Here is a 19,525-nt window from a genome sequence, read left to right on the forward strand (position 1 = left end):
GACCGGCACTTCTGCTCGAATGTCACCCGGCGGACGTCGACCGATTCCGCTCGCCGCCGGCACGCTTTCACCCCTCGCCCAACTTGCCCGTTTCAGTCCGTCTGGAAGCCCTTTGCCGCAACTTGTTGTTAAAGAAGAAATTCGTGTCACCGGCGTTCCGCAGAACGGTGCGGGGACAGAAAGCAGATCCGGCGGTAACTGCGGAAGAATGAAATCGGAATCGTCATTCTCCGCTTCCTCGAGATGGCGCAAGCGTGGTCCGTCGGCGATTCGGCGACCCGATTCCGTCGCCACCCGAGGGTCCTCCGCGCCGCCGGTCGACCAACGAGAGCCGCTTTCGTCCCCGGCCCGCCCGCCGCCCCTCACCTGCCGCTCCGGGTCGGTGACACGGCGTCCGGGGCCGCCCTCGCGCACGTGGGGTAGGGGTTGTCTGCCGTCGATCAACCGCCTAATTTTGGACCGTCCGCCACGGTCGGCGGACGACAATCCGCCGCACGACGGGGGATCGGCCACGGGCCGCGCGCCCGTGACGTGAAGGGTTCGCGCGTGATCTGCCAACCACCGCCGAGACACCGGGCCCCGGCTCGATGACGCTCCTGCCCGGGCTGCGGGGGTCCGGGGCGGACCGTTCCGACGCGCTCCGCGTCGCCGGCCGGACGCTCTCCGCCGAGGCGCTGCTGGGCTGCGCGAACGCGGTCGCCGACCGGATCCGTGGCGCCCGGGCGGTCGCGGTCGAGGCCGCCCCGAGCCTGGAGACCATGGTCGGGATCGTCGGCGCCGTCCAGGCCGGTGTGCCGGTGGTGCCGCTGCCGCCCGGCGCCGACGCGGGCGAGCGGCACCGCATCCTGCGCGAGTCCCGCGTCGACGTGCTGCTCGGCCCCACCGCAGGCGACGCCGCCCTGCCGCTCGTCCCGGTCGACCTGCGGAACCGGTCCTCGGCCACGCACCCGGACCCGCTGCCGGCCAGCGACGCGGTGATCCTCTACACCGGCGGCGTCGGGGGCCCCTCCCGCGGCGTCCGCATCTCGCACCGGGCCATCGCGGCCGATCTGGACCTGCTCGCCGCCGCCTGGCGGTGGAGCGCCGAGGACGTGCTCGTCCAGGGCGCGCCGCTGTTCCGGGCGTACGGGCTGGTGGTCGGCCTGCTCGGCGCGCTGCGGGTGGGCAGCCGTTTCGTCCACCTCGACCGGCACGCCGCCGACGGCCCGCCCGGCACCATCTACCTGGCGCTGCCGCGCCAGTGGGCGCGCATCGCCGGTGACGCGCCCCGGGCCCGGAGGCTGTCCCGGGCGCGCATGCTGGTCTCCGGCGACGCCCCGCTGGCGCCCGCCGTGGGGGAGCGGCTGCGGTTGCTGACCTCGCACCACCCGGTGGAGGGGTACGGCACCACGGAGACGCTCGTCGTGCTCACCGGCCCGGCCGGCGCGCCCGGCGCCACGCTGCCCGGCGTGCAGACCCGGGTGCTGGACCACGCCGGCCGGCCGGTGGCCGCCGACGGCGACGCGGTCGGCGAGCTGAGCGTCCGGAGCCCGACGATGTTCAGCGGCTACACCGACCGGCCCGGGTCGGCGCCGCCCGCCGACGGCTGGTACTCCACCGGCGACCTGGCCACCGTGGACCCGGCCGGACGCCACCGGATCCTCGGCCCGGTCGCCACCGGCGTGGTGCGCTGCGGGGGGCGGCAGGTGCCGACCCGGCAGGTCGAGGAGGTGTTGCTCAGCTATCCCGGGGTCCACGAGGCGGCGGTGGTCGGCGCGCCGCACCGCACGCTCGGCGAGCAGGTCGTCGCGTACGTCGTCGCGGCCGCCGGGCTCACCGCCCAGGTGCTCATCGACCACGTCGGCCGGCTGCTCTCGGCGGCGGCCCGCCCCCGCCGGGTGCACTTCGTCGACGAGTTGCCGTGCAGCGCGCAGGGCCGGGTGCGCAAGTCGCTGCTGGTCCGGCGCGGCGCGCGTCCCCCCGTACCCGACCCCTGACCGTCGGCCGCGGGCCGGACAGGACGGCGGGCACGCCCTAGCATCCGGGGCGTGATCGAACGGATCCTGCCGCCGGCGGTGGTGGTGGAGGAGTGCTTCACCGACCCGGCCGGGCTGCGCCCGCACCCGGACGAGGAGCACGTCGTCGCGAACTCGGTGCCGAAACGCCGGCGGGAGTTCACCACCGTCCGGCACTGCGCCCGTCGGGCGCTGACCCGGCTGGGCCTGCCGCCCGCGCCGATCCTGCCCGGCGTCCGGGGCGCGCCCGGCTGGCCGGCCGGCGTCGTCGGCAGCATGACGCACTGCGACGGCTACCGGGGCGCCGCCCTCGCCCGCGCCGGGACCCTCGGCAGCGTCGGCGTCGACGCCGAGCCGCACGCCCCGTTGCCCGACGGGGTGCTGGACGCCGTCGCGCTGCCCGCCGAGCGCGCCCGGACCGCGGCGTTGCGTGCCGCCCACCCCGGGGTCTGCTGGGACCGGCTGCTGTTCAGCGCGAAGGAGGCGGTCTACAAGGCGTGGTTCCCGTTGACCGGTCGCTGGCTGGACTTCGCCGAGGCGGACATCGTCGTCGACCCGGCCGGCACGTTCACCGCCCGGCTGCTCGTGGCGGGGCCGCGGCTCGACGGCGTGGAGCTGACCGCGTTCGACGGCCGGTTCCTGGTGGAGCGGGGTCTGGTGCTCACCGCCGTCACCGTCCCGGCCGCGTCGGGCCGCTAGGACAGCCGGCTCTTCTGCACCTTGCCCATGGCGTTGCGGGGCAGCGCGTCGACGAGCCGCACCTGCCTCGGTCGCTTGTGCACGGAGAGCTGCCGGGCCACGAAGTCGATCAGCTCGGCCTCGGCCAGCCCGTCCCCGACCACGTACGCGGTGACCTGCTGGCCCAGATCCGGGTGCGGGGTGCCGACCACCGCCGCCTCCCGGACCCCGGGGTGCGCCAGCAGCGCGTCCTCCACCTCGCCCGCGCCGATCCGGTACCCGCCGCTCTTGATCAGGTCGGTGGCGGCCCGGCCGGCGATCCGGTGGACGCCGTCCGGGTCGACGGTCGCCACGTCACCGGTGCGGAACCAGCCGTCCGCGCTCCGGGCGGCCGCGTCGGCGTCCGGCCGGTTCAGGTAGCCGTCGAAGAGCGTGTCCCCGCGGACCTGGAGCTCGCCCATGGCCTCCGCGTCGGCGGGCAGCGGCGTGCCCCGCTCGTCGACCACCCGGGTGCGCACGCCGGGCAGCGGCACGCCGACCGTGCCCGCCCGCCGGGGCCGGTCCGCCCGCGCGCTCACGGTGATCAGGGTCTCGGTCATTCCGTACCGCTCGACCGGGCGGTGGCCGGTCAGGTCGGCGAGCGCGGTGAAGACCGGCTCGGGGAGCGCGGCGCTGCCGGACACCAGCAGCCGGGCGCCGCGCAGCGCCCGCGCCGCCGCCGGCTCCGCCGCGATCCGCGACCAGATCGTGGGTACGCCGAAGTAGAGCGATCCGGCGGCGGCCGCGTAGCGGTCGGGGCGGGGTCGGCCGACGTGGCGCAGCCGGCTGCCGACCCGCAGCGGGCCGAGCACGCCGAGCACCAGCCCGTGCACGTGGAACAGCGGCAGCCCGTGCGCCAGCACGTCGTCCGGTGTCCAGGCCCAGGCGTCGGCGAGCCCGTCCAGGCAGGCGGCGACCGCGCGGCGGGACAGCACCGCGCCCTTCGGCGCGCCGGTGGTGCCGCTGGTGTAGAGGATCAGCGCGGCGCTCGCCGGGTCCGGCTCCCGATGGCAGGTGTCCGAGCGGCGGGTCAGGTCGACCGGCAGGGCCGGCGGCGCGGCGGGACCGTCGATGGCGGCGGTGCCGGGCGTCACCAGCAGCACCTCGGCGGCGGAGTCGCGCAGCACGTGGTCGCGTTCCACCGGCCCGGCGTCCGGCGGCACCGGCACCACCGCCGCGCCGGCCAGCAGCCCGCCGACCACGCCGACCACGGTCTCCAGGCTCGACGTGGCGGGCACCGCGACCCGGCGTACCCCCTGCAGCTCGTCGGCGACCGCGGCGGCCGCGCGGCGCAGCTCCACCCAGGACAGCGACCGGTCGTCTACCCGGACCGCGTCCGGCCGTTCGTCGGTGGACCGGTCGAGCCAGCTCAGCAGCGGCACGGGCGCCCCTCTCGCGATGCGCCGCCGGCGGCGGCGCACCGACCGTAACCGGGCCGCCCCGGCGCGGACCACCCCTGCGGCCGCCGCCGCCCGGCGACACGCCGGGTGACCGACCGACACCCCTGGCGATCGGCCGTACACCCCCGATTCATCGGCCGATGGGTTGAACCGCGCCTCGGTTGCCCGGATGATGGGCGGCGTCGGCCCGCCGCGTGGGTCGTCCCTGCCCGCACCCGACGCCGCGACACGCCGAGCGGCACCCGCACGCGACGGAGGATCCCGCCAGATGCCGGTCATCGAAGTCGAGCACCTGCACAAGAGGTACGGCGACAAGGTGGCGGTCGACGACGTCTCGTTCACCGTGGAGCAGGGCGAGATCTTCGGCGTGCTCGGTCGCAACGGCGCCGGCAAGACCACCACCGTGGAGTGCGTGCAGGGCCTGCGCCGCGCCGACGGTGGCACGGTCCGGGTGCTCGGGCTCGACCCGATCCGCGACCGCACCGAGGTGCGCCAGCGCGTCGGCGCGCAGCTCCAGGAGAGCCAGCTCCCCGACAAGCTGCGGGTGCGCGAGGCGCTGGACCTCTACCGGTCCTTCTACCGCAACCGTGCCGACATCGACGAGCTTCTGGCCGACCTCGGGCTGGCCGAGCAGCGCGACACCGCGTTCCACAAGCTCTCCGGCGGCCAGAAGCAGCGCCTGTCCGTGGCGCTGGCGCTCGTCGGTCGCCCCGAGATCGCGATCCTCGACGAGCTGACCACCGGGCTGGACCCGAAGGGCCGCCGCGACACCTGGGACCTGGTCGAGCGGATCCGCGACCGGGGCGTGACGGTCGTGCTGGTCACCCACTTCATGGCCGAGGCCGAGCGGCTCTGCGACCGGCTCGCGCTCATCGACGCCGGCCGGGTGGTGGCCATCGACACGCCGGCCGGGCTGATGTCCCGGGTGGACGCCGAGCACCGGGTGCACTTCCGCCCGCTCGACCACCTCGACGACGACCTGCTCGCCGCGCTGCCCGAGGTCAGCTCGGTCCGCCGGAACGGCGACGAGGTCACCGTCACCGGGCCCGAGGAGGTGCTCCAGGCGGTGCTGTCCGCGCTGACCGAGCGCAAGATCCGCTACTCCGGCCTCCGGGTCGACCAACCCACCCTGGACGACGCGTTCGTCTCCCTCACCGGCCACCCGGCCACCCCGCCGGCGCTCGACGGAAGGTCATCGTGAACGCCCTGTCCAAGCTCGTCGCCGTCGAGGCCAAGCTGTTCCTGCGCGAGCCGGTCTCGCTGTTCTTCGTCTTCGCGCTGCCACTCGGTCTGATGCTGGTGTTCGGCCTGCCGCAGCGCGGGGCCACCCAGGAGGCGACCCCCGGGCAGCACGGCGAGCAGACGTTCCTGCCGTCCATCGCGCTCTCCCTGACGATCGGGATGCTGGCGCTGTTCACGCTGCCCATGGCGCTGGGCATCTACCGGGAACGCAAGGTGCTGCGCCGGCTGGCCACCACGCCGGTCAGCCCGGCGTTGCTGCTCATCGCGCAGGTGGTGGTCAACCTGGCGATGGGCGTGGCCGGCGCGGTGGTCACCGCCGTCGGCGTACGGTTCCTGCTGGACCAGCCGGCGCCGGCCAACGTGCCCGGCTTCGTGCTGGCGTTCCTGCTCGGGGTGGCCTGCCTGTTCGCGATCGGCCTGCTCATCGCCGCGCTCGCCCCGTCGGCGCGCTCGGCGCAGTCCATCGGTCCGACGCTGTTCTTCCCGCTGCTGTTCCTGGCCGGGGCGTGGCTGCCGCGCGACCAGATGCCCACCGTGCTGGCCCGCGTCGGCGAATACTCGCCGCTCGGCGCCACCGTGGACACCCTCTCCGCGGCGTGGGCGGGGCAGAACCCGGCCGTGTCGCAACTGCTCGTGCTGGCCGGCACCGCCGTCCTGGGCTGCCTGCTCGCCACCCGTCTGTTCCGCTGGGAGTAGGCCCCGGTAGGGGGCGGCTAAGGGTACTTCGGCGGTGTGATCCGGATTACGTTCGAGTCGCACGGGAGGTCGCCTCGGGTTCCGTCCCGGCGGAACCGGCGGCGATCCGCCCGCGCTCGCGCGCGGCGCCCGCGGCGCGCGCACGGCGAGGCGGAACGACGAACGACGGAGGTCGTGCCATGACAGCTTCTTCCGATCCCGCCCCGGCCGTCCGGACGGCGACGTCCTTCGTCAACGATGACGACCGGACCGCCTGGCCGCTGACGGCCCACCAGATAGGCGCGGACGCCACCGGCATCGTCGAGGCGGTGCTGGAGGGCGGGCCGGCGACGTTGCCGGTCGAGCTGCGCAACCACCGGGTGTCCCCGGTGGAATCCAAGATCAAGGTACGGCACTACGGGGGCTACGAGCACTTCGAGCGGGATCCGGCCGGCGTCGTCGACGGCGCGCCGGCGGTGTTCCGCTGGACCGGCCGTACCCGTATCGCGGAGTGAACGAGAGGCGGTAACGCGATGGGCGTCGGGGATCCGCGCAACGGTGCGCACCTGACGGTGACCGACGTGGCCACGGTGACCGCGTTCTACGCGGCGGTCTTCGAGGCGGTGCCGGTGCAGCGGGAGTGCCTGCTGGACGGCCGCGTCCTGCACGCCGAACTGGTGGTCGACGGCCACCGGCTGACGGTCAGCGAGTGGTCCGACGGCCCGGGTGACCCGGGCGGTCCGGGTGGTCCGCTGCCGCTCGCCCCGGCCGACCCGCACCTGCTCGTGCAGCGGGCGCTGGCGGCCGGCGCGACGCTCGAACCCCCGAACGGCGGCCCGCCGGTCGGGGTGGTGTTCCGGGACCCGGCCGGCCTGCGCTGGGCGGTGCCCGGCCAGTAGTCGCCCGACGAGGAGTTGAAACGGCCCCGCCACCGATCCCGGTGGCGGGGCCGTTCGTCGTGCCCGCGAGGCTCAGCGGCGCAGCGTCGACCCGAGGCCGCCGCCGCTGCGCCGCCGGTGCTGCCAGTAGAGGTCGCGCCGGGCGCCCTGCGGGAAGCCGGGCTGCCAGGGCTTCACCGGGCCGGCGGTGTGGATGATCGATGAGTCGGTGAGCTTGCCACCGAACACCGGCTCCCGCCGCCAGGCCATCAGGTCGTTCCACCGGTACGGCAGCCGCAGCCAGTTGCCGTGCACCGCGAAGTTGAGCGCGTCCTGGTCCGGGTAGCGGGACTCGTGCGCGTGCCGGCGCAGGTAGTCCAGCGACACCTCGGTCACCTCGCACTCCTTCCAGCGCGGCACGTCGATCAGCAGCACGCCGGAGTTGAAGTAGTTCGCGTACGGGTCGAGGTGGTCGTAGCCGGCCAGGCCCGGGATGCCGCCCATGTCCAGCAGCCGGCGGTTGAACGGGTCCCGCACCCCGCCCAGCGGCACCCCGCCCATGTCCACCTCGAACAGCGGCTTCAGGCTGTTCAGGCACATCGTGTCGCAGTCCAGGTAGAGCAGCCGGTGCACGTCCGCCGGCAGCGCCGCCGGGACCAGCAGCCGCAGGTACATCGCCGGCGACAGGTACGCCATCAGCGGGTCGCTGCCCTTGGACAGGTTCACCTGCGCGGCGTCCACCCGGAGGAACTCCACCGTGGCATTCGGCCCGGCGATGCGGGTGAGCGTGGTGCGGGCGCTCGCCGGCACGTCGTCGGCGGCGACCAGCCAGTACCGGAGCTTCTCGCCCGGGTTCGACTCGGCGACTGTCGACATGACGACCGCGGCGTGCGCCGCGTACGCGTTGTCAAAGGTCAGGGTGAGGTCCACGGGTGCTCTCCTTCGCGGCGGTGCGTGAGCGCAACGTCGAGAAAAGTAGCCGCGGAATTGTCGGCCCGGCAAGGAATGCGCTATTGCTCAGGGGGTCCGGCGAACAACCCCTGACTTGCCCCTCAATTCCGCTCGACGAGCCGGAAGCGCTCCAGCACGGCCGGCGTGTCGTCGTCGATCGTGAACGTCGGATCGTCGAGCCACCCCCGGTAGTCGTCGCCGTGCCAGTAGTCCTCGTGACCGGCGCGCCAGGCGGCGACCGACGCGTAGCCCTCGCCCTCGTCCCGGGCGTGGTCCAGGTCGACGTCGCCGATCCGGGCGACGCGGACCTCGACCAGCTCGATCACGGCCACCGCCCGACCGGCGGAGTCGATCACCGCGAACCGGGTGCCGACCGCCGGCAGCGGCTCGCCGTCGATCTCGTAGTCCTGGAGCAGCCCGGTGGTGCTGGTCTTGGTGCCGTCGAGCACGGCGGCGACCAGTTGGTCGCGCAGCGGGCCGGGGAAGGCGAACTCGAACGTGGGCAGCTCGGCGGCGGTCATGGCCGGGAGCGTAGCGGCGGCGTCGACCGGCGGCGACGCGTTTACCGGGCCGGCGGCAGCCGCCGGTCGAGCCAGTCGAGCAGGACCGTTTCGTAGTGCGGGCTGATGCCGGCCAGGTCCTCGCGCCCGTCGAGCGTCGGCGCGTGGTCGCAGCCGGCCAGCCGGGCCACGGTCAGCTCGACGCCGCGTGCCGCGCGCCGCCACACCGCCAGGCTCTCCTCGATCGGGACCCACCCGTCGGTCTCGCCGTAGCAGAGCAGCACCGGGCCGGTCAGCCGGGCGAACACCGGCGCCGGGTCGAAGTCCATGTCCGCCCACGTGCCGGGCGTCGCCGGCAGCTCGTCGGGCAGGAACGCCAGCGGGAACCACGGTCGCCGCCGCGCGGCGTCCAGCTCCGCCTGCGCCACCGGGCGGGGCACGCCGCCGCGCAGGAAACCCTCGGCGACCTGGCGCAGCCGGGCCAGCTCGGCCACGTCGGCCGGCCCGTGGCCGTGCCGGCGCAACTGCTCGGCGGTGCCGTGGCGCATCTGCGCGGCCGGGCTGACGCCGCTGCACCCGACCAGGACCAGGAAGTCGACCGGGTGCGCGGCGGCGGTCACCGCCGCCGCCCAGGCGCCCTGGCTGAACCCCCACAGCCCGACCGGCGCCGAGCTGACGTGCCGGCGCAGCGCGGCCACTGCGGCGGCGGCGTCCTCGGCCTGGTCGGCCAGCGGCACGTCGTGGCCGTCGACGCGGGGACGGCGGTCGTAGCGCAGCACCGCCACGCCGGCCGGGGGCAGCAGCCGGGCCAGGTGCTGGTAGAGGTAGAAGGACCGCTGGTCGGCGTGCGAGCCGTGCAGCACCACCAGACCGCCCCGCACCGGCCCGGCCGGCAGGTCGAGCGTCGCCGGCAGGTCGAGCGCTCCGACGGTGGCCTCCATGCCGGGCAGTCAACCACGTCCCGCCGGTCCCGGCCGTCCCGTGCCGCCGCCGCGACCGCCCTGCGTACGCTGACCCGGTACGCCGCCCCGACCGTGGAGAGCGCCATGAGCAGCCCCGCCTTCCGTACCGCCCGGCCCGCCGACGTGCCCGCCCTGGTCGACCTGATCGAGTCGGCCTACCGGGGGGAGCGTGCCCGGTCCGGCTGGACCCACGAGGCGGACCTGCTCGACGGGCAGCGCACCGACCCGGAGATGGTGACCGCCGCGGTGACCGCGCCGGCGGGTGTGGTGCTGGTGGCGGAGCGTGACGGCACGCCTGTCGCCTGCTGCCAGGTGGAGCGCCGCGACGACCACGCCTACTTCGGCATGTTCGCGGTCGACCCCCGGCACCAGGGCGGCGGCCTGGGCCGGGAGCTGCTCGCCGAGGCCGAGCGGTACGCCCGGGAGACCTGGCACGCCGGCGAGATGCGGATGACCGTGATCGTCCAGCGGGACGACCTGATCGCCTGGTACGAGCGGCGCGGCTACGCCCGCACCGGCGAGCGCAGCCCGTTCCCCTACGGCGACGAGCGCTTCGGCCTGCCGCGCCGCCCGGACCTGGCGTTCGAGACGCTCGTCAAGAAGCTCGGCTGACCGGGCCGGCGGCTCACCCGGGCCGGTCCACGCGGGCGGCCAGCTTCTTCGGGGCCAGCACGCAGTAGCTCTCGGTCAGCAACTCGGCCACCTCGGCCCAGTCGGTCGCGTCGTCGAGCGCCATGCCCACCACGTCCGCCCCCCAGCCCGGCTTGAAGAACGGCGGGCCGGCGGCGATCAGACCGGCGATCTCGTCGCCGGGGGAGCGGAACGTCAGCACGCAGATCGGCTCGTCGGCGCCCGCGGCGCGCGCGTGTGCCGCCTGGTGGTCGGGGTCGACGGTGCACACGTGCGCGAACGTGCGCCTGCGGATCCGCCAGCGGGTGCCCACCCAGGCCGGCTCCTCGTAGGTCTCGGGCAGGCCGAGGCAGACCGGCCGCAGCCGGTCGAGGTAGGCCTGTGGGACGTCTCCGGGCCCGGTCATGCGCGCAGGCTAGCGGTCCCCACCGACAACCCGGTCGGCCGGCGCGGCGACCTTGCCGCCGGAGGCGCGGACGCCGATTGTCGTACCCGGGGAGTACGACAGCGATGAGTTTCGGCGCGGCGCACGGTCGGACCAGGTGAACTGTCGAACGGAGGACGAGACGTGACATCAACACGAGTACTTGTCGGCACGCGCAAGGGCGCGTTCATCCTGACGTCGGACGCCCGGCGCGCCGACTGGACGGTCGACGGGCCGCACTTCGGCGGCTGGGAGGTCTACCACCTGACCGGCTCCCCGGTCGAGCCGGACCGGCTCTACGCGTCCCAGTCCGGTGGCTGGTTCGGGCAGCTCATCCAGCGCTCGGACGACGGCGGCCGGAACTGGTCGACGGTGGGCAACGACTTCGCCTACACCGGCGAGGTCGGCGAGCACCTCTGGTACGACGGCACCCCCCGGCCGTGGGAGTTCAAGCGGATCTGGCACCTGGAGCCGTCCCGGCACGACGTGGACACCCTCTACGCGGGCGGTGAGGACGCCGCCCTCTACCGCTCCACCGACGGTGGCCAGAAGTGGTCCGAGCTGACCGCGTTGCGCCAGCACCCGACCGGTCCGAGCTGGCAGCCCGGCGCCGGTGGGATGTGCCTGCACACGATCATCCTCGACCCGGCCGACCGTGACCGGATCTACGTGGCGATCTCGGCGGCGGGCGCGTTCCGCAGCGACGACGGCGGCGCGAGCTGGCTGCCGATCAACAAGGGGCTGCGCTCGGGGGAGATCCCCGACCAGGATTCCGAGGTCGGGCACTGCGTGCACCGCCTGGCCCAGCACCCGTCCCGGCCGGACACGCTGTTCATGCAGAAGCACTGGGACGTGATGCGCACCGACGACGCCGGGGCGAACTGGCGGGAGGTCAGCGGCAACCTGCCGACCGACTTCGGCTTCCCGATCGCGGTGCACGCGCACGAGCCCGAGACGATCTACGTGGTGCCGATCACCAGCGACTCGCTGCACTACCCGCCGGAGGGCAAGCTGCGCGTCTATTGCAGCCGCACCGGCGGCGAGCAGTGGGAGCCGCTGACCAACGGGCTGCCGCAGTCGCACTGCTACGTCAACGTGCTGCGCGACGCGATGGCGGTCGACACGCACGAGGAGTGCGGAATCTACTTCGGCACCACCGGCGGGCAGGTCTACCACTCGGCCGACGGCGGCGACAACTGGGCGCCGATCGTGCGCGACCTGCCCGCGGTGCTCTCCGTCGAGGTCCAGGTGCTGCCGTGATCCGGGTCGTGCTGCCGGCCCACCTGAAGAACCTGGCGCACGTCACCGGCGAGGTCCGAGTGGAGGTGGCCGGGCCGCCCACCCAGCGTGAGGTGCTCGACGCGCTGGAGACCGCGTACCCGATGCTGCTGGGCACGATCCGTGACCGGCACAGCGGCGAGCGCCGGGCGTTCGTCCGCTTCTACGCCTGCGAGCTGGACCTGTCGAACGAGCCGCCGGACGCGCCGCTGCCCGAGGAGGTGGTCGCCGGCAAGGAGCCGTTCATCGTGCTCGGCGCGATGGCCGGCGGCTGAGTCGCCGTCGGGGGAACCGCGCCCGGCGCGGCGACGTCTGACGGTGCATGACTGGTGGCAGATACCGGACCGTCGGCTGGGCGACGGTCGCCGCGTTGACCCTGGCCGGCTGCACCGCGCAACCGCCCGCCCCGCCTGGGCCCCGGGACCGGGGCGGGCCGGCCGCCGGACTGCGGCTTGTCGCGTTCGACTCCTGCGACGAGGCGTTGCGGCAGCTCCGCACCGCCGCGAAGGCGGCGGTGGGCCCGTGGGGCCTCGGCGTCGACGGCGACGTCACGCCGTACGCGGCGGCCGAGCGGGCCGCCGCGGTCGGCGGGGCCGCGAAGGGCGCTGCGGGCGGGCCGGCGACGAGCTTCTCCGGCACCACCGTGCACGAGGCCGGGGTCGACGAGCCCGACCTGGTGAAGACCGACGGCCGGCGGATCGTCACGGTCTCCCGGGGTGTGCTGTCCGTGGTGGACCCGGCGAGCCGCCGGCTGACCGGTCGGCTGGCGCTCGACCCGTCGACCGGACCACGGGGGTACGCCGGGGGCGAGGCCAACCTGCTGCTGCACGGCGACCGGGCGCTGGTGCTGCTGCCCGACGGGTGGGTCGCCGGACCGGCCGCGGCGAAGCGGCGGGCGGCCCCGGGCGCTCCGCAGGCCCGGCTGGTCCTGGTCGACCTGGCCGGCGCGCCGAGGGTTGTCGGCGACTACCGGATCGACGGCCGTCTGGTCGACGCCCGGCAGGTCGGCGCGACGACCCGGGTGGTGGTCCGGTCCGCGCCCCGGCTGGCGTTCCCGCAGCCGGCGAAGGGCACGGACGCGCAGCGGATCGCCGCCAACCGCGCCGTCGTCGACAAGGCGACGGTCGACGACTGGCTGCCCCGCTACCAGGTCACCGCGGACGGGCGTACCGTCTCCGGGCGGGTCGGCTGCGACCGGCTCAGCCGGCCGGCCGGGTTCTCCGGCGCGTCGCTGGTGACCGTGCTCAGCTTCGATCTCGGCTCGACCGCGCTCGGCGCCGGCGACCCGGTGACCGTGGCGGCGGACGGGGACACCGTCTACAGCAGCGGCCCGCGTCTCTACCTCACCAACGACAACCGCTGGCGGTTCCCGGCCCGGCCGTCGGGCCGGCCTGACGACATCACCGAGATCTACCAGTTCGACGTGTCGGCGGGCACGCCACGTTATGTCGCCGCCGGCACCGTGCCGGGTCGGCTGATCAACCAGTACGCGCTGTCCGAGTGGGACGGTCACCTGCGGGTGGCCACCACGACGGGCGACAGGTGGGATCGCCGGGGCGACTCCGTCTCCGGCGTCCACGTGCTGCGCACCGACGGCGCGCGGCTCACCGAGGTCGGCGCGGTCACCGACCTGGGCCGGGGGGAGCGGATCTACGCGGTGCGCTTCCTCGGCCCGACCGGCTACGTGGTGACGTTCCGGCAGACCGACCCGCTCTATCCGGTGGACCTGCGGGACCCGACCCGGCCCCGGGTGACCGGCGAGCTGAAGGTCAACGGCTACTCGTCGTACCTGCACCCGGCCGGCGACGGCCGGCTGCTCGGCGTCGGGCAGGAGGCGACCGACCAGGGGCGGATCCAGGGCCTGCAGGTGTCGTTGTTCGACGTCGCCGACCCGGCCCGGCCGAACCGGATCGCCCGGCACCACGTCGCGCAGGGCTGGTCGGACGCGGAGTTCGACCCGCACGCGTTCCTCTGGTGGGCGCCGGAGCGCCTGGTGGTGCTCCCGGTGATGCGGCCGGGCGTGGTCGCCGACCGGGCCGGCGGCGAGGTCGGTCGGGCTGCGCCCGGCGGCGAGGTGCTGGCGTTGCGCGTGGGCGCCGACGGGTTCACCGAGGTCGGCACGGTCGCGCATCCGCCGTCGGTGGCCAACGGCGCGGAGTGGGGCATGCGGATCCGCCGGTCGCTGGTGGTCGACGGGGTGCTCTGGACGGTCTCCGACGCCGGTCTGAAGGCCACCGCCCTGGCCGGCCTGACCACCCTGGCCTGGCTGCCGACGACCTGACCCGCCCCCTGGGCCGCCGTGCCGATCGGCGCGGTCGTCCCGACGGGCCGCCCGGCCGTGCCGGACCGGCCGGTGGGATCAGGGCGTTGGGGCCGGGCCGGTCGAGTCGCGGACGACGAGCGTGTGACCGGTGGAGCGGCGGCGCGGCCGGGCCGCGCGGGGCTTCAGCGCGAGCCGTAGCGCCATCCGTCCCATCTCGGTCATCGGCAGCCGCACCGTGGTCAGGCTCGGCGCCAGGTCGGCGGCGACCGACACGTCGTCGAAGCCGACCACGGAGATCCGCTCCGGCACCGGGATGCGCCGGGACCGCAGCACGGAGAGCACGCCGATCGCCATCGCGTCGTTGAGCGCGACGATGGCGGTGCTGTCCGGGTACGCGCCGAGGATCCGCTCGGCCGCCACCCGCCCGCCGTCGCGGGTGAAGTCGGAGTGCACCACCGAGAGCGCGTCGGGGGAGTGCCCGGCGGCGGCCAGCGCGGCGACCACGCCGGCGAGCCGGTCGGCCACCGTGGTCAGGCCGGGCGTGCCGGCGGCGACCGCGATCCGCCGGTGCCCGAGGGCGAGCAGGTGCGCGCCGAGGGCCCGGCCGCCGGCCTCGTTGTCCGGGACCACGGCGTCCACGCCGAGCGCGTGCCGCCCGACCACGGCCACCCGGCCGCCGGCGCGTTGGAACCCGGCCAGCTCGTCGCGGGCCTGGGCCTCGACGGCCGGGTCGTCGTAGCCGGAGCCGGCGATGAGGATGATGCCGACCCGCTGGGCGATGAGGTGCCGCAACTGGCGCAGCTCGTTCTCCGGGTCGCGGCCGGAGTGCGCGATCTGGACGAGCAGGCCCTGTTCGGCGGCGATCTCGATGACGCCGCTGGCGATCTCGGAGAAGTAGGGGTCGTCGATCTGGTGCACGATCAGCCCGACCGTGGAGGTGGCGCCGCCGGCCAGGGTGCGGGCGTACGGGTTGGCGACGTAGCCCAGCTCGCGGGAGACCTCCCGGACATGCCGGGCCAGCTCCTCGCTGACGCCGTCGCGGCCGGCGAGCGCGCGGGAGGCGGTGGCGAGGGATACGCCGGCGCGCGCGGCGACGTCGGCGAGGCGCAGCCGGGGACCGGGTCGGGGCATCGACAAACTCCTGCTGGGGCATTGATCCGCGCCGCGCTCTTGCCTGGGGCGTGGGACAAGCATAGGGTACGAAAGCGCTTACGTAAGCGCTTTCGCAGTCTGGTGATCCACCTTCGACACCACCTCACACCGACGAAGGGAGCACCACCCCGATGAGACGACCCCGACGCGTCACCGCCGTGGCCTCCGCCGCGCTGGCGGCGGCGCTCGTCGCCGTGGCGAGCCCGGCCGACGCCGGCCGGCCCGCCTCCGGCGTCCACCCCGCCCTGCGGCCCCACCTGGTCGCCGCCTACGACTTCGACCACCCGGTGCCGGGCGACCCGGCGTTGGAGCGCGACCAGGGCCGCTCCGGCACCGAGATCGAGCTTGGTCAACGGCGGCGCGGCCATGCGGGTGCCGGACCACGCCTACCCGGGCAGTGGCCGCGCGTTGCAGACCCGGCAGATCGCGCCGGACGCCACCGGCAACGACGACTGGAAGGCCGGCACCTGGTCCGCGAGCGGCGTCCGCACGCTACGCCCGTTCGCCGCCACCGGCGGGACCACCGTGATGGGCTGGTTCAAGCGCGAGATGGACGGCCCGGCGCTCAACTCCACCACCGCCGACCCGACCGACCGCTACAACGCCATCGGCCTGGCCGGCGTGCTCACCGGGGACTCCGACGGGCACGGCGTCCGGGCGCTGCTCGAACTCATCGACGTGAACGGCGAACTGCGCCTGGTCGCGCTCGGCCGGCGCGTCGACGGCGGCGCCTCGCAGACGTTCGCCGCCCGCGAGGACTGGCGCACGCTGCTGCCCAAGGGCGAGTGGGTGCACCTGGCCGCCACGTACGACTTCACCGGCGGCACGATGGCGCTCTACCGGGACGGCCGGCCGGTCGACGGCTTCTACACCACCGCCGGCGACCCCTGGCAACTGAGCGGGCCCGGGCCGCACGTCACCAGCGCCACCGACCCGCGCGGCATCAAGATCGGCGGCAGCTTCCCGCAGGACACCCTGGAACGCAACCCGTGCGACTGCCGGATGGACGGGCTGATGTTCCTCGACACCGTCGTGTCGGCCCGCGACGTCGCCGCGCAGTACCGGCTGATGAGCCGATGACCCGCCCCACCGACAAGGAGAACCGCGTGTCCCACCACCGTGGCAGCGCCGGCCGGCTCCGCAGAGCCGCGTTCACCGCCGGCGTCACCGCCGCCGCCCTCGTCCTGTCCACACTCGTCGGCGCGCCCGCGCGGGCCGCCGGAGCGGTCTACGACCCGATCCCGGAGACCCCCACCCAGTCCCGCCTCGGGCTGGTGCTCCAGGAGTACGCCGACTTCCCGCAGTCCACCCCGAACCCGGTCCCGGTCGACAACCGGCTGGTCCGCAAGGCGCGGATCAACACGATCAGCGAGCTGCCGGACCGCTCCGGCCGCCGCGCCGTGCCCGACCTCAACGGCAACCTCTACCTGGTCCGCGACGGGGTGCCGCACGTCTACCTGGACGTGGCCGCCACCTTCGCGCCGCAGTTCTTCTCCGGTCGCGGCCTCGGCCAGGGCTTCGGCTACGTCGCGTTCCACCCGGAGTTCGGCCGCAACGGTCGCTTCTACACCATCCACACCGAGCAGGCGACGCTCGCCACCCGGACGCCCGACTACGCCCAGCCGAAGACCATCTACCAGGCCGTCATCACCGAGTGGACGGCGAGCGACCCGGCCGCCGACACCTTCGCCGGCACCCACCGCGAGTTGCTGCGCATCGGCTTCGCCGGTCAGATCCACGGCGTCCAGGAGATCAACTTCAATCCGACCGCCACGCCGCGCGACCGCGACTACGGGATGCTCTACCTCGCCGTCGGCGACGGCGGACAGGGCGCCGGCAACGGCGACCCGCAGAACATGGGCCTGCCGCACGGCAAGCTGCTGCGCATCGACCCGCGCGGCACGAACGCCCCCAACGGCCGCTACGGCATCCCCGCCGACAACCCGTTCGTGAAGCGGGCCGGGGCGCTCGGCGAGATCTACGCGGTGGGCTTCCGCGACCCGCACCGGTTCTCCTGGGACAAGGCGACCGGAAAGATGTACCTGGGTCACATCGGCGAGCACGCCGTCGAGTCGATCTACGAGGTACGTGCCGGCGACAACTTCGGCTGGAGCGAGCGCGAGGGCAACTGGGTCTTCGACAAGACCGCCACGAACCCGTGCGACAAGCTCTACCCGCTGCCGGCCGACGACGCGACGTACGGCTACACCTACCCGGTCGCCGCGTACGACCACGACCCGCCCGCGGACTGGAACTGCACCTCGGACGTCGGGGTCGCGGTGGCCGGCGGCTTCGTCTACCGCGGTCGCACGCTGCCGGCGTTGACCGGCAAGTATCTCTTCGGCGACCTGGTCGACGGCAGCGTCCTCTACACCGAGGCCAACGAGATGCGGCGAGGTCGCGGGCTGGCCGAGATCCACCGTCTCGCGCTCTACACCCCGGCCGGTGACCTGGTCCGCATGCGGGAGCTGTCCGCGCCGGGCGCGCCCGGCGACCCGAACCGCGTCGACCTGCGTTTCGGCACCGACGCAGCCGGGGAGATCTACCTGGTGGCCAAGGCCAACGGCAAGATCTGGAAGGTGGTCGGCACCAGGACGGTGGCGGACGGCGACGTCGGCCGCACCCGGGTGACGAACACCGGCGGCGCGCGGAACTGGGCGCCGGTGACGCCGTCGAAGTGGCGCTTCGAGGGCAACCAGGTCGTCCTCGCCGAGGCCGGCGAGGCCCGTCCGGGCCCGCGACGCCCCTTCGAGTACGCGGTGCTGACGAAAGGCCCGGCCTGGACGTCGGTCCGGATCGACGCGAAGGTACGCCTGGACACCCCGGTCGAGGTGACCAACCGGGACGTGATCGTCGTGTTCGGCTGGCAGTCGGACACGCAGTACTACTACGCGCACCTGTCCACCGACAACACGATCTATCCGCACAACGGCATCTTCAAGGTGGACAACGCCGACCGGGAACGCATCGACCACCAGTGGAACGGTCGCTCCCGGGGCGCCAACCCGGCCGTCACGGACGCGAAGTGGCACGACGTGCGGGTGGTGCACCTGCCCGCGACCGGCGAGATCGCCGTCTACGTCGACGGTCACAAGGACCCGTTGATGACCGCGAAGGACACCACGTTCACCTCGGGGCGGGTGGGCTTCGGGTCGTTCGACAACGTCGGCCGTACCCGGAACTTCACGGTGACCGGCGCGCCGGCCTGACGATCGCGCACGCTCCGGGGCGGTGGCCGGCCGGCCACCGCCCCGGAGCGTCGGCGTCCCCGGTGTCGGTCCCTCAGCCGATGGCGCAGGGCGTGCCGTTCAGGCTGAACGACGCCGGCTTGCCGGTGTTGCCGGTGTGGGTGGCCTGGAAGCCGATGTCGATCGAACCACCCGCGCCGATGGTGCCGTTGTAGGAGACGTTGCGCGCGGTCACCGCCCCGCTCGTCGGCGCGTAGGTGGCGTTCCAGCCGCTGGTGATCGTCTGCCCGCCGGGCAGGGTGAACGCCAGAGCCCAGCCGTTGACTGTCGATCCGCCGGTGTTGGTGATCGTGACGGCGGTGGTGAGACCGGTGCTCCAGGCGTTGACCGTGTAGGCGACCCGGCATCCGCCGGCCGGCGGAGTCGTCGGCGGGGGAGTCGTCGGCGGGGGAGTGGTCGGCGGCGCGCTGGTGGGCGGGGTGCCGTCGCTGATGCTGCCCGGCACCGACCGCAGCGCGTTGTACCAGACCGCGGCCATCTTGTTGTAGCCGCCGGCGTTGGGATGCACCCCGTCGGCCAGGTCGCTCAGCGTGAGTGCCGCGTACATGTCCACCAGGTGCACCCGCCGCCCGGCGTCGGCCCGGCTCTTCACGATGCCGGGGATCGCCGCGTTGTATGCGCGGACCTGACTGTCCGCACCGGACTTGGGGACGATGGTCGAGACGAAGAGCTCGGTGGTGGGTGCCGTCGTGGTGATGCGGTCGACCAGGGCGGCCAGTCGGGCCGGCGCCCCGCTGGTGTCGCCGTACATGTCGTTGGTGCCGATGTGCAGCAGCACGGTGCGGGGGTTCGTCGCCCGCAGCCAGGTGACCACGTTGGCGTCGATCTGGGCGATGGTCCACCCGGGGTGACCTTCGTGGTCGTGGTCGGCCAGGCTGCTCGGACCGTTGAACTGCGAGCCGACGAAGTCGATGCGGTAGTTGTCCGCCGCCAACCTGCGCCACAGCTCGATCCGGTAACCACCGGGAACGTTGAAGCCGTCCGTGATGGAGTCGCCGAGCGGCATCACCCGTACGCCGCCGTTGGACTCGGCGCTCGCCGGGCCGGTCGCCAGGGTCGCCCCGGCGACGAGGACCGCCATGGCGGCCGCCGCGGCGCTCACCAGTCGAAATCTTCGGATCATCGGTGCCTCCGGTTCGTGGGCCACGCGTCGCCACGGCCGACTCGGCGCGCGACACGGTGGGGGAGAGAGCGGTAGACCGACCGGGACC

19 protein-coding genes are annotated in these 19,525 nt (G+C 74.2%); 12 read left to right on the forward strand and 7 right to left on the reverse strand.

Going from position 1 to position 19,525, the window contains the following annotated elements:
- The first annotated feature begins 587 nt into the window (after positions 1–587).
- On the forward strand, positions 588–1,976 hold the full coding sequence (locus tag ACIA5A_RS07915; RefSeq protein ID WP_396757797.1) for an AMP-binding protein: 1,389 nt from the start codon (positions 588–590) through the stop codon (positions 1,974–1,976).
- A gap of 51 nt (positions 1,977–2,027) precedes the next feature.
- Positions 2,028–2,693 (forward strand): 4'-phosphopantetheinyl transferase, encoded by a 666-nt coding sequence (locus tag ACIA5A_RS07920; protein ID WP_396757800.1) that lies wholly within the window; start codon positions 2,028–2,030, stop codon positions 2,691–2,693.
- Here ACIA5A_RS07920 and ACIA5A_RS07925 read toward each other — a convergent pair.
- Positions 2,690–4,093: an acyl-CoA synthetase gene (locus ACIA5A_RS07925; RefSeq protein ID WP_396757803.1), complete on the reverse strand. Its 1,404-nt coding sequence runs from the start codon at positions 4,091–4,093 to the stop codon at positions 2,690–2,692. The two genes, ACIA5A_RS07920 and ACIA5A_RS07925, sit on opposite strands and share 4 nt — an antisense overlap.
- A gap of 286 nt (positions 4,094–4,379) precedes the next feature.
- Here ACIA5A_RS07925 and ACIA5A_RS07930 point away from each other — a divergent pair, with 286 nt between their 5' ends.
- The 4 genes from ACIA5A_RS07930 to ACIA5A_RS07945 all read left to right on the forward strand — a co-directional run bounded on the left by ACIA5A_RS07930 (position 4,380) and on the right by ACIA5A_RS07945 (position 6,927).
- Complete coding sequence (locus ACIA5A_RS07930) at positions 4,380–5,312, forward strand: ABC transporter ATP-binding protein (protein WP_396757806.1); 933 nt, start codon at positions 4,380–4,382, stop codon at positions 5,310–5,312.
- Positions 5,309–6,049: an ABC transporter permease gene (locus ACIA5A_RS07935; RefSeq protein WP_396757809.1), complete on the forward strand. Its 741-nt coding sequence runs from the start codon at positions 5,309–5,311 to the stop codon at positions 6,047–6,049. The genes ACIA5A_RS07930 and ACIA5A_RS07935 overlap by 4 nt, the downstream gene beginning before the upstream one ends.
- Positions 6,050–6,228: 179 nt before the next feature.
- Positions 6,229–6,543, forward strand: a complete 315-nt coding sequence (locus ACIA5A_RS07940) for a DUF5988 family protein (protein ID WP_396757811.1) — start codon at positions 6,229–6,231, stop codon at positions 6,541–6,543.
- Positions 6,544–6,561: 18 nt separating this feature from the next.
- Positions 6,562–6,927, forward strand: a complete 366-nt coding sequence (locus ACIA5A_RS07945; protein WP_396757813.1) for a VOC family protein — start codon at positions 6,562–6,564, stop codon at positions 6,925–6,927.
- Positions 6,928–6,999: 72 nt separating this feature from the next.
- Here the strand turns inward: ACIA5A_RS07945 and ACIA5A_RS07950 are convergent, their stop codons facing one another.
- The 3 genes from ACIA5A_RS07950 to ACIA5A_RS07960 form a co-directional block, all read right to left on the reverse strand.
- Complete coding sequence (locus ACIA5A_RS07950) at positions 7,000–7,836, reverse strand: glycosyltransferase family 8 protein (RefSeq protein WP_396757816.1); 837 nt, start codon at positions 7,834–7,836, stop codon at positions 7,000–7,002.
- Between the two features lie 122 nt (positions 7,837–7,958).
- The gene (locus tag ACIA5A_RS07955) at positions 7,959–8,378 is read right to left on the reverse strand and encodes an ASCH domain-containing protein (RefSeq protein WP_396757819.1); all 420 of its coding nucleotides are present in this window, start codon (positions 8,376–8,378) and stop codon (positions 7,959–7,961) included.
- 41 nt (positions 8,379–8,419) lie between these two features.
- Complete coding sequence (locus tag ACIA5A_RS07960) at positions 8,420–9,298, reverse strand: alpha/beta hydrolase family protein (protein ID WP_396757822.1); 879 nt, start codon at positions 9,296–9,298, stop codon at positions 8,420–8,422.
- A gap of 105 nt (positions 9,299–9,403) precedes the next feature.
- On the opposite strand from ACIA5A_RS07960, the gene ACIA5A_RS07965 reads away from it, so the two are divergent.
- Entirely contained in the window at positions 9,404–9,931 is a 528-nt protein-coding gene (locus tag ACIA5A_RS07965) for a GNAT family N-acetyltransferase (protein WP_396757825.1), read from the forward strand.
- A 13-nt stretch (positions 9,932–9,944) separates the two neighbouring features.
- On the opposite strand, the gene ACIA5A_RS07970 is transcribed toward ACIA5A_RS07965, so the two are convergent.
- Positions 9,945–10,355: an MmcQ/YjbR family DNA-binding protein gene (locus ACIA5A_RS07970; RefSeq protein WP_396757827.1), complete on the reverse strand. Its 411-nt coding sequence runs from the start codon at positions 10,353–10,355 to the stop codon at positions 9,945–9,947.
- 162 nt (positions 10,356–10,517) lie between these two features.
- On the opposite strand from ACIA5A_RS07970, the gene ACIA5A_RS07975 reads away from it, so the two are divergent.
- Genes ACIA5A_RS07975 through ACIA5A_RS07985 form a run of 3 tightly spaced genes read left to right on the forward strand, consistent with a single transcriptional unit; the run spans position 10,518 to position 13,932 of the window.
- Positions 10,518–11,633, forward strand: a complete 1,116-nt coding sequence (locus ACIA5A_RS07975; protein ID WP_396757830.1) for a WD40/YVTN/BNR-like repeat-containing protein — start codon at positions 10,518–10,520, stop codon at positions 11,631–11,633.
- Positions 11,630–11,926 (forward strand): MoaD/ThiS family protein, encoded by a 297-nt coding sequence (locus ACIA5A_RS07980; protein ID WP_396757833.1) that lies wholly within the window; start codon positions 11,630–11,632, stop codon positions 11,924–11,926. The genes ACIA5A_RS07975 and ACIA5A_RS07980 overlap by 4 nt, the downstream gene beginning before the upstream one ends.
- Before the next feature lie 47 nt (positions 11,927–11,973).
- A complete protein-coding gene (locus ACIA5A_RS07985) occupies positions 11,974–13,932 on the forward strand; it encodes a beta-propeller domain-containing protein (protein WP_396757835.1) in 1,959 nt (652 codons plus the stop codon).
- Between the two features lie 78 nt (positions 13,933–14,010).
- On the opposite strand, the gene ACIA5A_RS07990 is transcribed toward ACIA5A_RS07985, so the two are convergent.
- Positions 14,011–15,045, reverse strand: a complete 1,035-nt coding sequence (locus ACIA5A_RS07990) for a LacI family DNA-binding transcriptional regulator (RefSeq protein WP_396757838.1) — start codon at positions 15,043–15,045, stop codon at positions 14,011–14,013.
- A gap of 387 nt (positions 15,046–15,432) precedes the next feature.
- Here ACIA5A_RS07990 and ACIA5A_RS07995 point away from each other — a divergent pair, with 387 nt between their 5' ends.
- Complete coding sequence (locus tag ACIA5A_RS07995; RefSeq protein WP_396757840.1) at positions 15,433–16,146, forward strand: LamG-like jellyroll fold domain-containing protein; 714 nt, start codon at positions 15,433–15,435, stop codon at positions 16,144–16,146.
- A 26-nt stretch (positions 16,147–16,172) separates the two neighbouring features.
- Entirely contained in the window at positions 16,173–18,275 is a 2,103-nt protein-coding gene (locus tag ACIA5A_RS08000) for a PQQ-dependent sugar dehydrogenase (RefSeq protein ID WP_396757843.1), read from the forward strand.
- Positions 18,276–18,348: 73 nt separating this feature from the next.
- Here the strand turns inward: ACIA5A_RS08000 and ACIA5A_RS08005 are convergent, their stop codons facing one another.
- A complete protein-coding gene (locus ACIA5A_RS08005; protein WP_396758112.1) occupies positions 18,349–19,395 on the reverse strand; it encodes a cellulose binding domain-containing protein in 1,047 nt (348 codons plus the stop codon).
- Positions 19,396–19,525: the final 130 nt, after the last annotated feature.

It is taken from the genome of Micromonospora sp. NPDC051300 (assembly GCF_044455315.1).
Classification (GTDB): Bacteria; Actinomycetota; Actinomycetes; order Mycobacteriales; family Micromonosporaceae; genus Micromonospora; species Micromonospora robiginosa.